We start from the raw sequence: 19,223 nt of genomic DNA, 5'->3' as shown, positions 1-19,223 counted from the left end.
CCTCGGAAGCGAGGCCGGGATCGGCCGAGGGGGAGGACGAGGATGGCGGACCAGACACAGCCGTGGGCCGAGCGCACCGTGGAGGTGCCGCCCCAGCCGGGGGTGGTGCCCCCGCAGCGGGACGCGTTCCAGCGCGGGGTGGCGGCGGTCGGTCAGCCGCGCACGCGGCGTACGCCCCGCACCGAGCAGTTCCCCACCGTCGAGCAGCACGGCGACTGGGCCGGTGAGCCGGCGCCGCGCCGGCCGATGAGCTGGCATCTCGCCCAGGCCCGCAAGGGCGGGGAGCTGAGCGCCGCCGGGGCCCTGTTCGCGTTCGTCTGCTGGGGCATCTGGGCGATCTCCGGGCGGGGCAACCTGATGGCGCCGCTGCTCACGTTCGTGCTCAGCCTGCTCACTGCGGTCGGCCTGTTCGCGCTGGCCCGGCTGCTGGGCCGGCTGATCCTGGAACGGCAGTTCGGCCGGGTGCGCCGCAGCGCCAAGGGTGCTCACCTGGTCACCGCGTTGTTCCTGGTCGGCGTGGGGGTGGCGTACCTGCAGCAGACCGAGTGGGTGGTCTCCGCCTGGAACTGGGTGACCGGCGTCTAGGTGACTGTCGTCCGTCCGGCGCGCGCCGGACGGACGACAGGGGCGTCGGCGTCAGAAGGTGGTCGGTGCGCCGGCCGTCTTGCAGGCGGCGTTGATGTCCTTGCTGGCCTTCTCCATGGCGGGGTTGTCGGCGGCGGTGCCCGGGTCGGCGGCTGAGCCCGCCTTGGCGGCCTCCGCGGCGAACTCCTTCAGGGCGGTGGCCGCCTTGCCGTCGCCGGCGGTCCCGGCGAGCTGGGTCACCCGGTCACCGAGCTCGGTCAGGATCGCGCCGGTCTGCTTCGTCAGGTCGCCGCCCGACTGCACGGCGGTCATGAGCTTCGCCCGCATGTCCTTGTTGATCTTCTCTGCGGCGGTGCAGAGTTCCTTGTCGCTCACGGCGGCGGCCGCCGACGGCGAGGGGGCAGCCGACGAGGGGGTGGCGGAGGCCGAGGTGGCCGCCGGCCCGGCCGTGGTCGAGGGCTTCTCGTCGCCGCACGCGGCGAGCCCCAGCACGGCACAGGTCAGGAGGATCGGCAAGATCCGATTGGTTTTCACGCCTGCGCACGCTAGTCGACAGCCGTCGTCGATCAAACTCGGTTTGCCCCGGGATGCGCGGGCGGGCGGCATTCGCGCCGCCCGCCCGCGTGCCCGGCCGCGGTACGCCGCGACACCGGTCGTCTCTCCACCAGGACCGTGCTGGGTTACCCCGCCCCACGGGCTTCATCCGTCGCCCGTTGGGCTGAGCGGCCACCGCCCACCGCCGTGAGCGGCCGTTCAGCGAGCCGGGCCGTGCTTCCGGCGCACCGGACCCGTCCGGCCGTCGTGCCGGCGGTGCGCCGCGGCGCAGCATGACGGCATGGGCGCGTATCGATCAGCGTACGAGCGGAGCATCGCCGACCCGGCCGGTTTCTGGCGGGACGCGTCGGCCGACATCGACTGGGTCATCCCGCCGGAGCACATCCTCGACGAGGAGGCGGCGCCGCTGTACCGCTGGTTCCCCGACGGGGTGCTGAACACCTGTCACAACGCGCTGGACCGGCACGTCGCCGCCGGGCGTGGCGACCAGCCCGCGTTGATCCACGACAGCCCGGTGACCGGCACGGTCCGCACGCTCACCTACGCCGAACTGCTCGCCGAGACCGCCCGGTTCGCCGGTGCGCTGCGCCGGCTCGGCGTCGGCCGGGGCGACCGGGTGCTGCTCTACCTGGCGATGGTCCCGGAGGCGGTGATCGCCATGCTGGCCTGCGCCCGGATCGGCGCGGTGCACTCGGTGGTATTCGGCGGCTTCGCCGCGCACGAGCTGGCCGTCCGGATCGACGACGCGCGGCCGAAGGTGGTGGTGGCGACCTCCTGCGGCATCGAGGCCGACCGGGTGGTGCCGTACCACCCGATCCTGGCCGCCGCGCTGGACGAGGCCGGGCACGCGCCGGAGCGGTGCGTGGTGGTGCAGCGCCCGCAGGAACCGGCGCCGCTGGTGCCGGGCCGCGACCTGACCTGGGCCGAGGTGATGGCGGACGCGGAACCGGCGTCGTGCGAGCCGGTGGCCGCCACGGACCCGCTCTACGTCCTCTACACCTCCGGCACCACCGGCCGGCCCAAGGGCGTGGTGCGGGACAACGGCGGGCACGCGGTGGCGTTGCGCTGGTCGATGCGCAACGTCTACGGCATCGAGCCGGGCGAGGTCTTCTGGGCCGCCTCCGACGTGGGCTGGGTGGTCGGCCACTCCTACATCGTGTACGCGCCGCTGCTCACCGGCGCGACCACCGTGCTCTACGAGGGCAAGCCGGTCGGCACCCCCGACGCCGGGGCGTTCTGGCGGGTCGCCGCCGAGCACCGGGTGGCGGCCCTGTTCACCGCGCCCACCGCGATCCGGGCGATCCGCCGCCAGGACCCGGACGGCGCGCACATCGACCGGTACGACCTGAGCGCGCTGCGTACCCTCTTCCTCGCCGGTGAGCGGCTGGACCCGGACACCTGGGCCTGGGCGGGGCAGCGGCTCGGCGTACCCGTGGTCGACAACTGGTGGCAGACGGAGACCGGCTGGCCGGTGGCGGCCAACCCGCGCGGCCTGGAGCCGCTGCCGATCAAGCCGGGGTCGCCGACGGTGCCGGTGCCCGGCTACGACGTGCGCGTGGTCGACGGCGCGGGCCGGGACGTGCCGCCCGGCACGGACGGCTCGATCGTGATCCGGCTGCCGCTGCCGCCCGGCTGCCTGCCCACGCTCTGGGGTGACGACGAGCGGTTCGTCCGCTCCTACCTGTCGACGTTTCCCGGCCACTACCTGACCGGCGACGGCGGCCGGTTCGACGAGGACGGCTACCTGTACGTGATGGGCCGCACCGACGACGTCATAAACGTGGCCGGGCATCGCCTGTCCACCGGCGCGATGGAGGAGGTCCTGGCGACGCACCCGGCGGTGGCCGAGTGCGCGGTGATCGGCGTGGCCGACGCGCTGAAGGGGCAGGTGCCCAGCGGGTACGTGGTGCTCAAGGCCGGCGCCGACGTGGACTCGGACGCGCTCGCCGCCGAACTGGTCGCGCTGGTCCGGCAGCGGATCGGCCCGGTGGCCGCGTTCCGCCGGGTGACAGTGGTGCCGGCGCTGCCCAAGACCCGTTCCGGGAAGATCCTGCGGCGCACCATGCGGGGCCTGGTCGAGGGGCGCGACGAGCCGGTCCCGGCGACCATCGACGACGCGGGCGCGCTCACCGTCTTCCGCGACCTCGGCGCCGCGGACCGGGACGGGCAGGGCTGACGCGGTCCCCGGCCGGGCTCCACCGGCCGGGGACCGCCTGCCCTCAGCGCCGGACCGGGTTGCTCGCCGCGTAGTCGCGGGCGACGCGGACCAGCTCCACCAGGCCGCCGGCGTACTCCTGCGCCTCGCCGTGCGCCTCGTCGAACGGCGGCTGGAAACCGACGCCCTCCCACTGGCCGGTGGCCTCGTTCCACCTGTCGTTGCCGACCTCGAAGTCCCAGGCGAAGATGCCCAGCTCGTAGTAGAGCTGGTCGGCCGAGTTGCCGGCCGCCGAGTAGAGCACGTCGGCGACCGGGCCGGTCTGCGACGGCCAGGTGACGGTGCCGCGCTCGGCCGCGATGGCCCCGACGATGCGCCGGGCGCTGGCCAGGAACAGCGTCGACTCGTCGATCGACGGGCGCGGCAGCGTCACCCGCCCGTCGGCCTTGTACGCCCCGGGCGGCCACATGAAGTAGCCGCCGTACGAGTGCACGTTCATCGCGAACTTGATGTTCGGGTGCGCCTTGGCCAGGTCGATCACGTTGCGGCTCTCCGGCTCGGACAGCTCCGCCGTGCCCGCGTAGTTGCCGGCCAGGCAGTTCGTGCTCGCGCCCACGTACCCGTCGAACAGGGATCCGACCGTGTAGTTCCGGTTGACGTCGACGCCCCACATGTTCCGGTACTTCGGGTCCCGCGCTTCACCGGCGCAGTGGTTGACCAGGTTCTTGCGCTGGAAGTTGTAGTCGTGGAACGAGTAGTTCGCGCCGTCCGGGTTCACCGTCGGGATGACGAACACGTCCACCTGCTCCAGCAGCTTGCGGGTCGCCGCGTCGGTGCGGGCGTTGGCCAGCAGCCGCTCGGCGAACTCCAGCGTGACGAGCGGGGTGGCCCACTCGCGGGCGTGCTCCTGCGAGTACGCCAGCACGCCGATCCGGGAGCCGTCACGGTGCTTGCCGATGCGCAGTGCCTGCACCGTCCACGGCCGGGCCGGCACCTCGGTGCCCTGCAACCCGTCGTCGAGGCGTACCGGCCCGGTGACCGGCATCGGCAGCCCGGCCGAGCCCTCCTCCACAGTGGCCCGGAAGCGGGCGCCGCGCGGCGCGTTGATCAGGGCGGCGACGTCGTCGGTGGTGCTCGTCACCTTGCCCGCCCGGTCGGTGGCCAGCGAAATCGTGAGCACCCGGTCCCGGTAGCGCATGCTCAGCGGCCGGCTCGGCCGGCCCGGGTCGACGGTGCGTACCTGCACGCCGTTCATGCCCTGGTCGCCGAAGCGGACCGACTCCACCACCACGGCGGCGGCCGCCGGGTCACCCAGGTAGGCGGCGGCGTTGCGGCGGTAGCCCTGCGTCTTGTTCGGCAGGTCGATCACGTCGACCAGGTCGCGGTACTGGCGGCCGAGCCGGGCGATGCGCGCCTTGATGTCGACCGGCGTCAGGTACGCGTCGATGAAGTCCTTCTGGTAGCCGGCCGGCTGCGGCGGCGGGGAGGCGTTCGGCCAGAGCGACGGCGTGACCGGCCGGCTCGTCCCGCCCAGGCTGGACGTGGCGGTGAACTGCACGGGCCGGCCGGGCGCCGGCTGCGGCAGCGCGTAGTGGTACTGGTATTCGCCCGAGTCCTCGAAGCGGTACAGCGGGAACGAGCCGGTGGCGCCGTCGGCGGTACGCCAGGTGACGGTGATCTCCACGTCGGGGTCGTCGCTGGCGGTGGTGGCGACCTGCGCCTGGACGAACGTCCGCCCGCCGGTGGTCCACCAGTACGCCTGGAGGAACTGGAGCGTGTCGACAGCGGCGGCGCCGCTCGCGCGCAGCCCGGTGCGGGTGCGCTCCTGGGCGGCGCGGCGGCTCTCGGCGATCCGCCGGGTGCCGTCGTCGGCCCGCTGTACGACCTGCAGGGCGGTCGCGCCCTGCCGGGTGAGGTCGGCGAGCTGCCGGCCGGTGAGGACCAGGTCGGCGATCAGCTTGCCGTCCCGCGAGCGGGGACGGTTGGCCAGGTCCGCGCCGCCGGCGACCAGGCGGTCGAGCTGCGCCCGGTCGGCGAGCTGCACGCGGACCAGCGCGGTCTCGGTGGGGGCGAGGGTGAGCGCGGGGGCGGCCGGCGCGGCGGCGCCGGGGCCGGGATGGGACAGGACAGCGGCGATCAGGATGCTGGTGGTGGCGAGCGCGGTCCACCGTCGTCGGACGAACACGGGGCCTCCTGACGAACGTCGATCTCTCTGCCGTTCACACCAGCCGAGGCATCGATCGCTGTCAAGCTCACTTCCGGTCAGCCGGCGAACCGGTACAACCGGAACTCCTTCTCCGCGCCGCAAACAAGCATCTCGGTGTTCCACGAGCAGGACTCGCTGCGGATCTGCTTGAGCTGCCCCATCTCGACCGGCTTGCCGTCCACCGCCGTGCCGGCGAGGACCCGGTCGTCCTCGTACGCGCTCGGCGCCTCGGAGAAGATCAGCAGGTTGCCGGCGTCCAGCCGGACCGCGAACCCGTCCCGGTCCCGCAGCACCTTCGCCGTGCCGTCCGGCGCGAACAGCGTCACCGCGTCCGGCGAGCCCTGCACGGCCAGCACGTGCTCACCGACCGGCACCAGCGACTCGGCGCCCGGCGCCGCCCACTGCCGGTTGCCCTCACCCTCGGTCGCCGCCACCACCCGGGTGCCGTCGGCGCCGCCGGCGGGCGTCTCCAGCAGACACACGCGACGTTCCCCGCAGGTGACCAGGTCCTTCACCCGGCCGCCCTGCTCCGGCGCCTCGTACAGCACGCCGGGCGTGCCGAGGCTGCCCAGGTCGTAGGAGAGCAGCCGCAGGCCACGGTCGTCCTCCGCCACGTACAGCCGGTCGTCGCGGGCGGCCATCGGGTCGTCGAGGCCGGCCACGTTGCCCCGGTCCTTGAGGATCTTTCCGCTGCGCAGGTCCAGGACCCGGACCGAGCGGTCCGCGCCGACCTGCACCAGCCGGTCCGCCTTCCCCGCCCACGGGGCGAGCGGCGAGCCCTCGGCGTCACCGGGCCCGTCCAGCGCCGCGCCGGTGCCGACCGGCAGCACCTTCGTACGGGCGTCGCCGTACTCGGTGCGCGGGTTGCGCCGCTCCCACCGCTGCCGGCCGTCGTCCAACCGCAGCCCGACCAGGCGCTCGCCGGCCCGGTCCACCCGGACCAGCGTGTCGGCCCCGAAGAACAGCGCGTCGTCGCGGCCCACGTCCGTCTGCCAGCGCTGCTCGCCGGAATCGCCGTCGAGCACCGCGAGCACGCGCGGAGTGCCGCTGCCGGTGGCGTCGCCGAGGACGAGCAGCCCGTCGGGCAGCGCCCGGATCCCCGCCCACCGCTGCGTGGCCGCGTCGGTCCGCTTCTCCCAGACCGTCCTGCCGGTGGCCGCCTCGACGGCCGTCACGTGGAGGTGGTCGTCGGGCAGCGAACGGGCCAGGTAGGCGCGCTCCCCGAGCGTCGCGGTGAACATCTGGTCCGGCCGCGTGTCACCGGCGGCTACCGTCCTCACCAGCTCGGCGGTGTGGAAGTCCAGCGCCGGGTGCCGGTCCCGGAACACCCAGAGCAGCACCGACGCCGCCACGGCGACGACCACGAGACCCGCGCCGAGCGCGATCCACCGGCCGCGCCGGGGCCGGCCGCCGCCGGGCCGGACACCGCCCGGAGCGGGGGAGAAAGGCGCCCCGGGTACGCCGGGACCGGGCCCCGCCGGCGGCCATCCACCGCCGGGCGGCGGCATCCCGGGTACGCCGGGTCCGGCGTGGTGCGCGGCGGGCGCTGCCCCCGGCGGCACGAAACCGGGGACGCCCGGAGTGCGGTCGTACCTCGGGTGCGGGACCGGACCTCCGGCGAGCAGCGTGCCGTCGTACCTGGTGGCGGGGGTCTGCGGGACGGGCCCGTCGGCGACCAGCGTGCCGTGCGGTCCGGCGGAGGCCGCGTCCGTACCGCCGAGCGGCGCGGTCGGGTTCGTCCCGGTCGCACCGGCGGGGACCGTGGCGGCGCTCGCCGTGCCGGCGTCGGTCCCGCCCGGCGCGGGCCCTGTCGGTTCGGGCTGCGTGGGCGCGGGCTGGGCGGACGCCAGCTGGACCGGCGCGGCCGGGCGCCCGGACCGGCGGGGCAGCGGCAGGTCGGTGAGCGCGCCCTCGGCGACCGGCATCTCCGGCTGCTCCAGCACCGTCGGCGCGATGCCCAGCTCGGCGTGCAGCAGCCGGGCCACCAGCGGCACCCGGGTCGACCCGCCGACCAGGAACAGGCCGCTGAGCTGCTCCGGTCGCAGCCCGGCGGCGGCGGTCACCTCCCGGGTCTCCGTCACCGCCCGGGCCAGCAGCGGCGCGGCGAGGCGTTCGAAGTCCTCCCGGGGCAGCGGCACCGCCGCCTCCACCCCCGGTACGGCCACCGGCGCCACCATGGCCCGGGACAGCATCTCCTTCGCGCCGCGCACGTTGTCCCAGAGCTGCTGGCGGTCCCTCCGCTCGGCGGTCGTCGTCGCCTCGGTCAGCCGGGCCCACTCACGCGGGTGGGCCGGGCCGACCAGCTCGCCGAGCCGCCCGAGCAGGGCCGCGTCCAGGTCCAGGCCGCCGAGGTCGGGAATGCCGCCGGTGGCGACCAGCTGGAAGCCGGAGTCGCCCCACGGGTCGGCGCCCTCGTTGCGCAGCACCGCCACGTCGAGCGTGCCGCCGCCGAAGTCGAACACCGCCACCGAACCGCCCACCGGCACCGGCCGGCGCAGCACCTGCGTGAAGTAGCGCGCCGCGGCCACCGGCTCGCGCAGCAGGCGGGTGCCGGGCGCGATCGGCCCGGCCAGCGTGTGCTCGGCCGCAGCCGGCCAGCCGGCGAGTTCCAGCGCGTCGTGCAGCACCTGACGGCGGGCCGGCGTCCAGGCCGCCGGGTGGGTGACCACCGCCGGGGGCAGCATCCCGACCGCCGCCACCGCCGCGTCCGCGACCGCGCGCAGCGTCGCGGCCAGCAGCTCCGCCGGCCGGTACGCCCGCCCACCCAGCTCGACGGTCTCCTCGTCGACCCGGCGCTTCGGGTTCGGCTCGTAGCCGGCCGGGTCGGCCTGCGCCAGGCGCTGCGCGTCCCGCCCGACGTGCAGGTGACCGTCCGCGTCGGCGTACACGCCGGACGGCAGGATCGGATGGCCGTCGACGAGCACCGGCCGGGTCCGCCCGTCCGGCCAGCGCAGCACCGCCACGGTGTTCGAGGTGCCGAGGTCCACGCCGAGGGCGAAACCGTCCTGCTGGCCTGCCATCCGCGGCTACCTCCACCACCCGACGAGGATGTCCGGCCCGCATCGTACGCAGGCCACGCCGCCTCGCCGTTCACCCGGCCCGGGGGAATGGACTGGCCCGTCCGGCCCTGCGCCGCATACCGTCGCCGTCATGAGGGTGATCTCCGTAAACGTGGGCCGACCGCAACCGAACCCGTGGAAGGGCATCGGGGCCACCGGCATCGACAAGCGGCCCGTGGACGGCCGGGTCGCCGTCACCGCCCCCGGACCGAAGGGCACCGGCGATGTCGGGCTGGCCGGCGACCGGGTCTACGACGTGGCCCACCACGGCGGCACCGACCAGGCGGTCTACGCGTACGCGCGGGAGGACCTCGACCACTGGGAGGCCGAGCTGGGCCGCCCGCTCGCCGACGGCAGCTTCGGCGAGAACCTGACCACCAGCGGGCTGGACGTCAACGGCGCGCTGATCGGCGAGCGGTGGCGGATCGGCCCGGACCTGGTGCTGGAGGTCACCTGCCCGCGCATCCCCTGCGGGACGTTCCAGGGGTGGCTGGGCGAACGCGGCTGGATCAAGCGGTTCACCGAGGAGGTACGGCCCGGGGCGTACCTGCGGGTGATCACGCCGGGCAGCGTCGGGACCGGAGACCCGGTCGAGGTCGTGCACCGGCCCGGCCACGACGTGACGGTGGCGCTGGTGTTCCGGGCCACGACGCTGGAGACGGAGCTGCTGCCCCGGCTGCTGGTGGCCGACGCGCTGCCCGAGGAGGACATGGCACGGATCCGCCGCCGCCTGTCCTGACCGGCCGTCAGGGCTGTCCGCGTCCGGTCCGCCGCCTGGCCGCCACCACCAGCCCGGCGGCGGCGAGCGCCGCCACCGTCACGCCGCCGACGATCCACCAGGCAGGCGGTCCCGCGGCCCGCGTCCGCTCAGCCGTCGCGACGGACGGCGTGGTGGCCGCCGCCGGGCTCGACAGCTCGCGGATTCCGGCGCACACGCCGGTGGCGCCACCATACGAGTTCACCCGGTACCGGGTGCCGAGGCGGAAGGCGTAGCCGCAGGCGGCCTCGCCGGGCGAGACGCGCAGCGTGAGGCTGTTCCCGACCTGGGCGCCGCCCTTCTCGACGGACTCGACGGTGAGCCGGATCGCCCTGTCGGTCACCTGCGAGACGGTGCCGACGACGGTGCTGTCGGCGTTGGCGTCCTGTTCGGTGGTGGACCCGACGCACGAGCACGCCCACGCGGGTTTCGGGGGTGACATGACGACGACGAGGCCGAGAGCTGCCAGGGCGACGACAAGCAGAGCACGAAGTCTCATGGCCGCTTCGACGTCGTCCGATCCCCGCCGGTTCCGCGCCGCTTGACGTCAACCGGACTTCAGGTCGGACGCTTGCCGACGTGCTGAACTCCGTACTCGACGAGGCGTACGAGCGCGTACGCCACACCGGTCCCGAGCGCGACGGGTGGCTGTCCAACCACGTGCCGATGGCGGCGGAGGCGCTGGTGCGCCACGGCCACGGGCGGGCGGTGCACCGCTGGATCGACGCGTACGCCGACCGGCTGGAGGAACGCCCGCGCGGCATCCGGCGTATCGCACCCGCGGAGTGGCGCGACCCGCTCGGCGACCCGGTGCGTACCGGCGACTGGCTCGACCTCTTCGACCGCGAGCTGGCCGGCGAGCCGTGGCGCGACGTGCTGGCCCGGTGGTGGCCGCGACTGTTGCCGGGCATCGCCGCCGGGGCCACGCACGGTGTCATCCGGGTCGGGCACGCCGTACGCGCCCTGCTCGACGCCGAGACCGGACCGCGGGTCACCGAACTCGGCCACGGGCTCGCCTACTGGGCCGCCCGCTGGCAGCCGCTCGCGCCGCCAGGCGCCGGGCCGTACCCGGTGACAGACGCGCGGTCCGCGCTCGACGCGGTGCCCCGCGTACCCGACCAGCGGTTCGGCATCCGGTCCCGCCTGGCGCAACTGGCCGACCTGACCCGGTGGCCGGCGGTGGCGGCGGCGGTGCCCGGCGACGCGGCCGACGACGCGCCCACCCGGCTCGCGGCGGTCGTTGACGCCGCCGTGCTCCGGCACGGCACCCACGGGTACGCCGCCCCGGTCATGCTCGTACACGCGGCGACCGCGCCGAACGCCGTGCTGCGGACGCTGCCGGCCCTGCCGCCGGCGCTCTGGCGGCCGAGCCTGGCCGCCGCCTGGGCGGCGACCGCCGCCGTCACCGCCGCCTACGCCCCGGTCGAGGCGCGTGCCCTCCCACCGGCCGCCGGGCCGGAACTCGGCGAGGCCATGGCGCGTGCGCTGGACACCGGGGACGCGCACGCGATCAAATTCATCGACACCCTGAGCGATGCGTACGCCCGCAGCGGTGACCCGGTCCTGCGCGCCGTCGCCGCCCGATCCGTCGAGCAGATCGCCGCCGACTGACCACCAGGAGAGCCGATGACCCCCGACGACGAAGCGTTCCTGCGCCGCGCCGTGGAACTCGCCGACCGGGCCGGCGCGTCCGGCGAGCGGCCGTTCGCGTCGCTGCTGGTCGGCGCGGACGGTGCCGTCCTGATCGAGGACCACAACACGGTGGTCTCCGAACGGGACGTCACCGCGCACCCGGAGCTGAAGCTGGCCCGCTGGGCCGCCCGGCAGCTCGCCCCCGACGCGGCGGTCGCCACCACCATGTACACCAGCTGCCAGCCCTGCCCGATGTGCACCGTGGCGATCAACGCATCAGGCCTCGGCCGGGTCGTGTACGCCCTGTCCACCGAGCAGTTCGAGCAGGTCAAGCCGGCCACCCCGGCACCGCGCCCGGTGCGGTACGACGGACCGGCGCTGTTCGACGAGGCGCGCCGGCCGATCGAGGACCACTACTAGGCCATCGGCGCCGATCGGGTGGAGATGGCGGCTCGCCGAGCCGGTGTGGCCCATCTGACCGGGGGCTCGCTCCGGCGCTGCTGACCAAGGTCGATGCGACTGAGCTGCTTCACAGCCAGGCGTTCGGAACGGGCACGAGATGGCGGGAGACCCGCCGGCCGTACGGCTGGCCCGTCACCGTCGCCTGAGGACGCGGGCGGGTGGCAGGCACCCCGTACGGTCGGCGGGGTGTTGTTCGAGCCGGTGACCGCGGAGTTCTCGTTCCTCGACGACGGGAACGAGCTGGTCGGCGACTTCGTCCGGCCGCCCTGGCCGGGGCCGTACCCGGCGGTGGTCTTCGTCGAGGGTTCCGGTCCCGGTGGCCGCGACCAGGGGTCGTGGCAGACGAGGCTGGCCGCAGCCGGCTTCGCGAGCCTCGCCTACGACAAGCCCGGTTCCGGAGCGTCAACGGGTGACTGGACCCGTCAGACCATGACCGACCGCGCCGACGAGACCGTGGCAGCGGTCCGGGCCGTGCGGAGCCGCGCGGACGTGCTGTCCGGCGCGGTCGCGCTGATCGGCGGCAGCCAGGGCGGCTGGGTGGCTCACCTCGCGGCGGCCGCTGACGACGGGATCGCGGCGGTGGTGACGGTGTCGGGTCCGGGCGTGAGCGTACGGGTCCAGGAGGAGTACCGGCTCCGCCACCAACTCGCGGCGGAGGGCTTCAGCGACACGGACATCCAGCAGGCGCTTCTCCTGCTACGCGACCAGATCCGGCGGGTCCGGTCGGGCGACGACCCGGCACGCGTGCACGCCGCGCAGGCGCACTGGCACGGCGCTTCCTGGTATCCGATGCTCGCCGGGACGACACCCGAGTCCATCGCGTTCATCGCGGGCATCGCGGACTACGACCCCGCCCCGGCACTGGCGGCCCTGCGCTGCCCGCTGCTGGCGATCTTCGGCGCGGACGACCTGCTCGTGCCGGTGGAGGCGAGCGTGCGCGCGATCAGCAGCGCCCTCGACGACGCGGGCCACGCCGACCACACGACTGTGGTCTTCCCCGGCGCCGACCACAGCATCCGCGTCTACACGGGCGACGGACCCGCGCAGGTGAAGGAGGGTCGCTACACCCCTGCCGAGCGGGCGCCGGGCTTCGACGAACTCGTCGTCACCTGGCTGCGGCGCCGCCTGCCGGCGACCGACCTGGGGTACGCGGCGCGCTGATCGCGGCATGGGCGGGTGCTCACGCGGGGAACCACCTCCACTGCCCCTCGGAGACGACCTCGACGGCGCTCAGCCCGACCCAGACGGTGTCCCGCAGCGACGGCATGAGGTCCGCCAGCCCGGACTGCCGCATCCGGTGGACCCAGTGCTCCTCGCCGATGCTCGGTAGTGCTGACAGTTTCGAGTACGCCCAGCGGCCTCCTGCGCGTAGCGGTCATGACGCTCTGCCCGGTGTCCGGAGATCGGTGCGCAGGAATGCTGACCGGACGCGGTAACGAAACCCGTCGCTGTCGACCGGGGGCTGCGGATGGTCGCAAGATCCGCCCCACGGAAGCGAAAGGCCCAGGTGCCGCAATCATGCGGTCTGCCTGGGCCTTCGTGGGTGGAGCGGGCGACGGGAATCGAACCCGCACCGTCAGTTTGGAAGACTGAAGCTCTGCCATTGAGCTACGCCCGCGAGCGCCCCACTACAGCAGGGCGCGCCGACAGCGTACCCAATCCGGGTTGGCGCCGCGAAGCGCATACCCCGCGCTCGCCCCGGACCGTCAAGATCCACACCACCTCGGCGAGGTGGCGCCTTCCCGGGCCCTCGGACCCAGCCACTTCCCCGAACTGGCGGCCCAGCGGCGGCGCGGCGGCGGCCCGGCGGCGGCCCGCCGACCGCCGCGCCGCGCCCCGGTCACCCGCGCGGGGGACCGGACGGCATACACTCTTCGTCGCCACGGGGTGTGGCGCAGCTTGGTAGCGCACTCGCTTTGGGAGCGAGGGGCCGTGGGTTCAAATCCCGCCACCCCGACTGTCGTTCGCGACCGGATCGTCCCGGGAACCGCCGGTTTTTTCCGCGCGGTGCCCGGGCCCTGCCGATGCCGTCGGCCGGCTCGCCTACACTCGATGCGCGCAATCACGCCCCAGAATCAACACCCAGATCCGTCAAGGAGTACGCCTGTGAAGAGCACCGTCGAGACTCTGAGCCCGACGCGCGTGCGGCTCGCCATCGAGGTGCCGTTCGTCGAGCTCGAGCCGAGCCTCAAGAAGGCGTACCGGGAGATCGGCCAGCAGGTCCAGGTTCCCGGCTTCCGCCGGGGCAAGGTTCCCAGCGCGGTGATCGACCAGCGGGTGGGCCGGGGGACCGTCCTCAACGAGGCGATCCAGGAGGCCATCCCGCAGAACATCCTCGCCGCGGTCCGGGAGCACGACCTGAAGACGCTGGGCCGTCCCGAGGTCGACATCACGGAGTTCAACGACGGCGACTCGCTCAACTTCACCGCCGAGGTGGACGTCCGGCCGGAGATCACCCTGCCGGACCCGGCCACCATCGAGGTGACCGTCGACGAGATCGAGATCGCCGACAGCGAGATCGACGAGCAGATCAACAGCCTGCGCGAGCGCTTCGCCACGCTGAAGACCGTCGAGCGGGCCGCCCAGGAGGGCGACTTCGTGCAGATCGACCTGAACGCCACGGTCGACGGCGAGGAGGTCCCGGGCGGTTCGGCGAGCAACATCTCGCACGAGGTGGGCAGCAAGCAGCTCCTGCCGGGTCTGGACGAGGCGCTGGTCGGCCTGGCCGCCGGCGACAGCACCACCTTCACCACGCAGCTCGTCGGTGGCGACTACGCCGGCCGCGACGCCGACGTGGCGGTGACCGTCCGCACGGTCAAGGAGAAGGAGCTCCCCGAGCTCAACGACGACTTCGCGCAGATGGCCAGCGAGTTCGACACCATCGACGAGCTGCGCGGCGACCTGCGGGAGCGGATCACCCGGGGCAAGCAGGTCGAGCAGATCTACGCCGCCCGCGACAAGGCCCTGGAGCAGATGGTGGCCGCCGCCGAGGTGCCGGCGCCCGAGGGCGTCGTCAAGGAGGAGGTCGAGAGCCGCAAGGCCGCGATGGTCGACCAGCTCGAGCGCATCGGCGCCTCCCTGGAGGAGTACCTCGCGGCGGAGGAGAAGACCGAGGAGCAGATCGACGCCGAGCTGACCGAGGCGGCGACCGACGGCGTCAAGATCCAGCTCCTGCTGGACACGCTGGCCGACGCCGAGGACGTGCAGGTCTCCGACGACGAGTTCGGTCACGAGATCGTGCACCGGGCGCAGCGCGCCGGCATGGCCCCGCAGCAGTACTACGACCAGCTGGTCCGCTCCGGCGCCGCCGCGGCCGTCTTCGGCGACGTCCGCCGGGGCAAGGCGCTCGCCGCGGTGATGGAGAAGATCAAGATCAAGGACTCGGCGGGCAACGAGGTCTCCCTCGACGCGCTGCGGGCCCAGAACGAGGCCGAGCACGACCACCAGCACTGACCGTCGGGGGTGTCGGCCGCCGTCCCGCGCTGTGCGCCGGGAGGCGGCCGAAACCCTTTCCGGGGTACGCCGTGCGGGTGACTGCGCTGAGAGCGAACAGTGCCCCGACCGGGAGTACGCCTCCCGGCTGAGCGGTTAGTGTCGGGTAGGACGGTACGGAGAGCGAAGGGCTGCCATGACCGACATGCACATCCCCAAGAAGTCGCTCCGGGTGAACGAGGCCCGCGGTGGCGACTCCATTGGCAACCTCGACGACTCGGTCTACAACCGGTTGCTCAAGGAACGGATCATCTTCCTGGGCAGCGAGGTGAACGACCAGGTGGCCAACCGCATCTGCGCGCAGCTCCTGCTGCTCGCCGCGGAGGACCCGGACCGCGACATCTTCCTCTGGATCAACTCGCCGGGTGGCTCGGTCTACTCCGGCATGGCGATCTACGACACCATGCAGTACATCGACAACGACGTCTCGACAGTGGCGATGGGCATGGCGGCCTCGATGGGCCAGCTGCTGCTCTGCGCCGGCACCAAGGGCAAGCGCTACGCCCTGCCGCACGCGCGGATCATGATGCACCAGCCGTCGGGTGGCCTCGGCGGCACCGCGTCGGACATCGCGATCCAGGCCGAGCAGATGCTCTACACCAAGCGGATGTTCCAGGAGCGGGTCGCGTTCCACACCGGCCAGTCCCAGGAGCAGATCGAGGCCGACTCGGACCGCGACCGTTGGTTCACCGCCCAGGAGGCCATGGACTACGGCTTCATCGACAAGGTGATCATCGGAGCCGCGCAGGTTCCGGATGGCGCCGGGACCCTGAGCTGAGCGAGGAGCTGACGATGACCGACCTGAGCCTGCCGCCCCAGTTCGCGGCCGTGCACAACCGCTACGTCCTGCCGTCGTTCGTCGAGCGCACGTCGTACGGGATGAAGGAGTCCAACCCGTACAACAAGCTCTTCGAGGACCGGATCATCTTCCTCGGCGTGCAGGTGGACGACGCGTCGGCCAACGACGTGATGGCCCAGCTGCTGACGCTGGAGGGCACCGACCCGGACCGCGACATCATCATGTACATCAACTCGCCCGGTGGCTCCTTCACCGCCATGACGGCGATCTACGACACCATGCAGTACGTCCGCCCGGACATCCAGACCGTCTGCCTCGGGCAGGCGGCGAGCGCGGCGGCGGTGCTGCTCTCCGCGGGCACCCCGGGTAAGCGGATGGCGCTGCCCAACTCCCGGATCATCATCCACCAGCCGGCCACCGAGGGCGGCTACGGCCAGGGCTCGGACATCGAGATCCAGGCGCGGGAGATCCTGCGGATGCGGACGCAGCTGGAGGACATGCTGTCCCGGCACTGCAACCGCCCGATCGAGCAGGTCCGCAAGGACATCGACCGTGACAAGATCATGACGGCCGAGGAGTCCAAGGAGTACGGGCTGGTCGACACGATCCTGACCAGCCGCAAGAAGGGTCTGCTGGCTTCGCACGCCGCGGGCTGAGCCACGTGTGGTCGGAGGTCGGCCGGGGTATCGTTCCCGGTCGACCTCTGACACACCGGTTTTGGGGGTCGGAGAAAACCCGGCCACCGGGTAACGTCGGGTCTGTACCGCTCCGCCGGTCGGATCGGTGGAGCCGACAGCATGGTGGAACGACAGGACGGACGGGCGCTCCGGCGCTCGCAGGTCAGGGCCGGCGTTCCGGCCGATGAGTGCAGGGAGAACGTAGGTGGCACGGATCGGTGACGGCGGCGACCTACTGAAATGCTCGTTCTGCGGCAAGTCGCAGAAGCAGGTCAAGAAGCTCATCGCGGGCCCTGGCGTCTACATCTGCGACGAGTGCATCGATCTCTGCAACGAGATCATCGAAGAGGAGCTGGCCGAGTCCGGCGAGGTGAAGTGGGAAGAGCTTCCCAAGCCGATGGAGATCTGCCAGTTCCTCGACAACTACGTGGTGGGTCAGGAGCAGGCCAAGAAGGCGCTCGCCGTCGCGGTCTACAACCACTACAAGCGGATCCAGGCCGAGGCCGCCGGCGCCCCGGGGTCCGGCACCGACGGCGTGGAGCTGGCCAAGTCCAACATCCTGCTGCTCGGCCCGACCGGCTGCGGCAAGACCCACCTGGCGCAGACGCTCGCCCGGATGCTCAACGTCCCGTTCGCCATCGCGGACGCCACAGCGCTCACCGAGGCGGGCTACGTCGGCGAGGACGTCGAGAACATCCTGCTGAAGCTGATCCAGGCCGCCGACTACGACATCAAGCGCGCCGAGACGGGCATCATCTACATCGACGAGGTCGACAAGATCGCCCGCAAGTCGGAGAACCCCTCGATCACCCGTGACGTCTCCGGCGAGGGCGTGCAGCAGGCGCTGCTGAAGATGCTCGAAGGCACTGTCGCCAACGTGCCGCCGCAGGGCGGGCGCAAGCACCCGCACCAGGAGTTCATCCAGATCGACACCACCAACGTGCTGTTCATCTGCGGTGGCGCGTTCGCCGGGCTCGACCAGATCATCGAGGCCCGCACCGGCTCCGGCGGCACCGGCTTCGGCGCCCGGCTCCGGTCGGTGTCCGAGCGGTCGACCGACGACATCTTCAGCCAGGTCATGCCGGAGGACATGCTGAAGTTCGGGCTGATCCCCGAGTTCATCGGCCGGCTTCCGGTGATCACCAACGTGCGCAGCCTCGACCGCACCGCGCTGGTGCGGATCCTGACCGAGCCGCGCAACGCGCTGGTCCGGCAGTACCAGCGCCTGTTCGAGCTGGACGGCGTCGAGCTGGAGTTCGAGCAGCCCGCGCTGGAGGCCATCGCCGATCAGGCCATGCTCCGCGGCACCGGCGCCCGCGGCCTGCGGGCGATCATGGAAGAGGTGCTCCTCTCCGTGATGTACGAGGTGCCGAGCAACCCCGACGCGGCCCGGGTGCTGATCACCCGCGAGGTCGTGCTGGAGAACGTCAACCCGACGATCGTGCCCCGCGAGTTCACCGGCCGGCGCCGGCGGGACCGCGAGGAGAAGTCGGCCTGACGCCGTCGCGACCGCGCCCGGGTCAGCTCGGGCGCGGTCCGCGTGAACGGGTCCGCCGGTCCCACTCGCCCGACGGGGTGACCACCACCATCATCAGGCGCACCGGCTCGTCGCCGGCCGTCCGGTAGCCGTGCTCCCGGTCGGCGTGGAACTCGACCGTCTCGCCGGCGCGTACCTCGTGGTCGACGCCGTCGACGGTGACCGTCGCGGCGCCGTCGAGCACGTGCAGGATCTCCCGGGTGCCGTGGGCGTGGTCGGGGGAGCGCAACGTCTCTCCGGGTTCCATCCGCCAGTCCCACAGCTCGACCAGGTCGGGCTCGCCGAGCCCACTGAGCAGACGCGCCAGGCCGCCGTGCGGGCCGCGCCACAGCACCGGCGCGTCATCGGCAGCGCTGACCCGTACCGTGCTCTCCTCGGCCGGCTCCAGCAGCCGGGCGATGCTGACGCCGAACGCGTCGGCGACCCGGCAGAGCGTGCCGATGCTCGGGTTGGTGCGGGCACCCTCGATCTGCACGAGCATGCCCTTGCTGACGCCGGACCGGCCGGCCAGTTCCTCGAAGGACCAGCCGCGGGCGGCTCGCAACTCATGTACCTGCCGGGCGACCGCTGAGGTCACCGCGCCGACCCGTCCGCTTGCGTCGGTCATCACACTGTCCTTCACGGTCACTATTATGGTACGACTGCGGGGTGCTCCCCATTGTCCTCGCCGCCGTCTCGGCGCTCGCCTTCGGCACGGCCGACTTCTCCGGCGGCAAGGCGTCCCGATGGGCCGACCCCATCGCTGTCACCGTCGTGTCGCAGATGCTCAGCCTTCCGCTGCTGGTCGTGCTCGTACTCGTCGTGCCCGGCACCCCGAGCGCCCTCGACCTGGGCTGGGGACTGCTGGCCGGGGTGGCGGGCGCGGGCGGCGTCATGCTGCTCTACCGCGCGCTGGCCACCGGCGTCATGGCCGTCGTCGCGCCGGTCACCGCGATCACGGCGGCGATCGTGCCGATCGTCGCCGGCCTGGTCCTCGCCGATTCCCCGGGTGCGGTGGCGCTGGGCGGCGCCGGGCTCGCCGTGGTCGCGATCGCGCTGGTCAGCCTGGGGGAGCGCGGCGCCGCACGCCGCGTCTCCGGCCGCGTCCTGGCCATGGCACTCGCCGCGGGACTGCTCTTCGGCGTCTTCTTCGCGCTGCTCGGCCAGGCCGACGAGAGCGCTGGCATGTGGCCGGTTCTGGCGGTACGCGTCAGCTCCGTCGCGTTCGGCCTCGCGCTCGCCGCGCGTACCGGCACTCGCCTGCGCCTCGGGCGGCGGGTGCTCGGCTGGGCCGCGGCCGCCGGCCTGCTCGACTCGGCAGCGAACGC

General features: G+C 73.1%; 15 protein-coding genes, 2 tRNA genes and 1 pseudogene (1 of these 18 running past the window's edge). 12 read left to right on the top strand and 6 right to left on the bottom strand.

The genetic code is table 11. The features are described from left to right. Positions 1–42: 42 nt before the first annotated feature. Positions 43–585, top strand: a complete 543-nt coding sequence (locus J3R08_RS24815) for a hypothetical protein (protein ID WP_209962947.1) — start codon at positions 43–45, stop codon at positions 583–585. Positions 586–636: 51 nt separating this feature from the next. On the opposite strand, the gene J3R08_RS24810 is transcribed toward J3R08_RS24815, so the two are convergent. Beyond that, the gene (locus tag J3R08_RS24810; RefSeq protein WP_113974819.1) at positions 637–1,119 is read right to left on the bottom strand and encodes a hypothetical protein; all 483 of its coding nucleotides are present in this window, start codon (positions 1,117–1,119) and stop codon (positions 637–639) included. Between the two features lie 235 nt (positions 1,120–1,354). Between J3R08_RS24810 and J3R08_RS24805 the strand changes: the two are divergent. Continuing rightward, a pseudogene (locus J3R08_RS24805) lies at positions 1,355–3,316 on the top strand (propionyl-CoA synthetase); the annotation flags it as partial. Positions 3,317–3,359: 43 nt separating this feature from the next. Here J3R08_RS24805 and J3R08_RS24800 read toward each other — a convergent pair. Both J3R08_RS24800 and J3R08_RS24795 read right to left on the bottom strand, forming a co-directional pair. Beyond that, positions 3,360–5,480, bottom strand: a complete 2,121-nt coding sequence (locus tag J3R08_RS24800; RefSeq protein ID WP_209962945.1) for a M14 family zinc carboxypeptidase — start codon at positions 5,478–5,480, stop codon at positions 3,360–3,362. A gap of 77 nt (positions 5,481–5,557) precedes the next feature. Then, complete coding sequence (locus tag J3R08_RS24795; protein ID WP_209962943.1) at positions 5,558–8,521, bottom strand: Hsp70 family protein; 2,964 nt, start codon at positions 8,519–8,521, stop codon at positions 5,558–5,560. A 130-nt stretch (positions 8,522–8,651) separates the two neighbouring features. Here J3R08_RS24795 and J3R08_RS24790 point away from each other — a divergent pair, with 130 nt between their 5' ends. Next, entirely contained in the window at positions 8,652–9,299 is a 648-nt protein-coding gene (locus tag J3R08_RS24790) for an MOSC domain-containing protein (RefSeq protein ID WP_069087309.1), read from the top strand. A gap of 7 nt (positions 9,300–9,306) precedes the next feature. On the opposite strand, the gene J3R08_RS24785 is transcribed toward J3R08_RS24790, so the two are convergent. Next, entirely contained in the window at positions 9,307–9,816 is a 510-nt protein-coding gene (locus J3R08_RS24785; RefSeq protein WP_064448634.1) for a hypothetical protein, read from the bottom strand. 83 nt (positions 9,817–9,899) lie between these two features. Between J3R08_RS24785 and J3R08_RS24780 the strand changes: the two genes are divergently transcribed. The 3 genes from J3R08_RS24780 (at position 9,900) to J3R08_RS24770 (ending at position 12,572) form a co-directional block, all read left to right on the top strand. Further along, entirely contained in the window at positions 9,900–10,928 is a 1,029-nt protein-coding gene (locus J3R08_RS24780; protein ID WP_245255632.1) for a questin oxidase family protein, read from the top strand. 15 nt (positions 10,929–10,943) lie between these two features. Beyond that, a complete protein-coding gene (locus tag J3R08_RS24775; RefSeq protein ID WP_166457068.1) occupies positions 10,944–11,369 on the top strand; it encodes a nucleoside deaminase in 426 nt (141 codons plus the stop codon). A gap of 228 nt (positions 11,370–11,597) precedes the next feature. Continuing rightward, entirely contained in the window at positions 11,598–12,572 is a 975-nt protein-coding gene (locus J3R08_RS24770) for a S9 family peptidase (RefSeq protein ID WP_166457069.1), read from the top strand. Between the two features lie 383 nt (positions 12,573–12,955). On the opposite strand, the gene J3R08_RS24760 is transcribed toward J3R08_RS24770, so the two are convergent. Next, positions 12,956–13,029, bottom strand: a tRNA-Gly gene (locus tag J3R08_RS24760). 265 nt (positions 13,030–13,294) lie between these two features. Between J3R08_RS24760 and J3R08_RS24755 the strand changes: the two genes are divergently transcribed. The 5 genes from J3R08_RS24755 to clpX all read left to right on the top strand — a co-directional run bounded on the left by J3R08_RS24755 (position 13,295) and on the right by clpX (position 17,877). Continuing rightward, positions 13,295–13,368 (top strand) — tRNA-Pro (locus J3R08_RS24755). Positions 13,369–13,517: 149 nt separating this feature from the next. Then, on the top strand, positions 13,518–14,864 hold the full coding sequence (gene tig / locus J3R08_RS24750) for a trigger factor (RefSeq protein WP_043328957.1): 1,347 nt from the start codon (positions 13,518–13,520) through the stop codon (positions 14,862–14,864). Positions 14,865–15,039: 175 nt separating this feature from the next. Continuing rightward, a complete protein-coding gene (locus J3R08_RS24745) occupies positions 15,040–15,681 on the top strand; it encodes an ATP-dependent Clp protease proteolytic subunit (protein ID WP_018786886.1) in 642 nt (213 codons plus the stop codon). Positions 15,682–15,695: 14 nt separating this feature from the next. Continuing rightward, positions 15,696–16,358, top strand: coding sequence for an ATP-dependent Clp protease proteolytic subunit (locus tag J3R08_RS24740; RefSeq protein WP_013288034.1), 663 nt, complete (start codon positions 15,696–15,698; stop codon positions 16,356–16,358). Between the two features lie 226 nt (positions 16,359–16,584). Continuing rightward, entirely contained in the window at positions 16,585–17,877 is a 1,293-nt protein-coding gene (gene clpX / locus J3R08_RS24735; protein ID WP_018786885.1) for an ATP-dependent Clp protease ATP-binding subunit ClpX, read from the top strand. Positions 17,878–17,899: 22 nt separating this feature from the next. On the opposite strand, the gene J3R08_RS24730 is transcribed toward clpX, so the two are convergent. Then, positions 17,900–18,523: a helix-turn-helix domain-containing protein gene (locus J3R08_RS24730; protein WP_069087324.1), complete on the bottom strand. Its 624-nt coding sequence runs from the start codon at positions 18,521–18,523 to the stop codon at positions 17,900–17,902. Positions 18,524–18,564: 41 nt separating this feature from the next. Between J3R08_RS24730 and J3R08_RS32760 the strand changes: the two genes are divergently transcribed. Then, positions 18,565–19,223, top strand: the 5' portion of a protein-coding gene (locus tag J3R08_RS32760) for an EamA family transporter (RefSeq protein WP_069087313.1). It continues 175 nt past the right edge of the window; only the first 659 of its 834 coding nucleotides appear in the window; the start codon lies at positions 18,565–18,567; its stop codon lies off the right edge, out of view.

It is taken from the genome of Micromonospora sp. HB375, from assembly GCF_017872985.1.
Taxonomy (GTDB): domain Bacteria; phylum Actinomycetota; class Actinomycetes; order Mycobacteriales; family Micromonosporaceae; genus Micromonospora; species Micromonospora chalcea.
The sequence above is the reverse complement of the archived record's forward strand: the minus strand, read 5'-3'. Positions and strand labels throughout refer to the sequence as shown.

What these genes read in the sequence shown, in the direction of transcription:
- J3R08_RS24785 (WP_064448634.1), bottom strand. Translation starts at nt 9,816, where the DNA reads ATGAGACTTCGTGCTCTGCTTGTCGTCGCCCTGGCAGCTCTCGGCCTC.
- J3R08_RS24740 (WP_013288034.1), top strand. Translation starts at nt 15,696, where the DNA reads ATGACCGACCTGAGCCTGCCGCCCCAGTTCGCGGCCGTGCACAACCGC.
- J3R08_RS24790 (WP_069087309.1), top strand. Translation starts at nt 8,652, where the DNA reads ATGAGGGTGATCTCCGTAAACGTGGGCCGACCGCAACCGAACCCGTGG.
- J3R08_RS24745 (WP_018786886.1), top strand. Translation starts at nt 15,040, where the DNA reads ATGACCGACATGCACATCCCCAAGAAGTCGCTCCGGGTGAACGAGGCC.
- J3R08_RS24730 (WP_069087324.1), bottom strand. Translation starts at nt 18,523, where the DNA reads ATGACCGACGCAAGCGGACGGGTCGGCGCGGTGACCTCAGCGGTCGCC.
- J3R08_RS24815 (WP_209962947.1), top strand. Translation starts at nt 43, where the DNA reads ATGGCGGACCAGACACAGCCGTGGGCCGAGCGCACCGTGGAGGTGCCG.
- J3R08_RS24795 (WP_209962943.1), bottom strand. Translation starts at nt 8,521, where the DNA reads ATGGCAGGCCAGCAGGACGGTTTCGCCCTCGGCGTGGACCTCGGCACC.
- J3R08_RS24775 (WP_166457068.1), top strand. Translation starts at nt 10,944, where the DNA reads ATGACCCCCGACGACGAAGCGTTCCTGCGCCGCGCCGTGGAACTCGCC.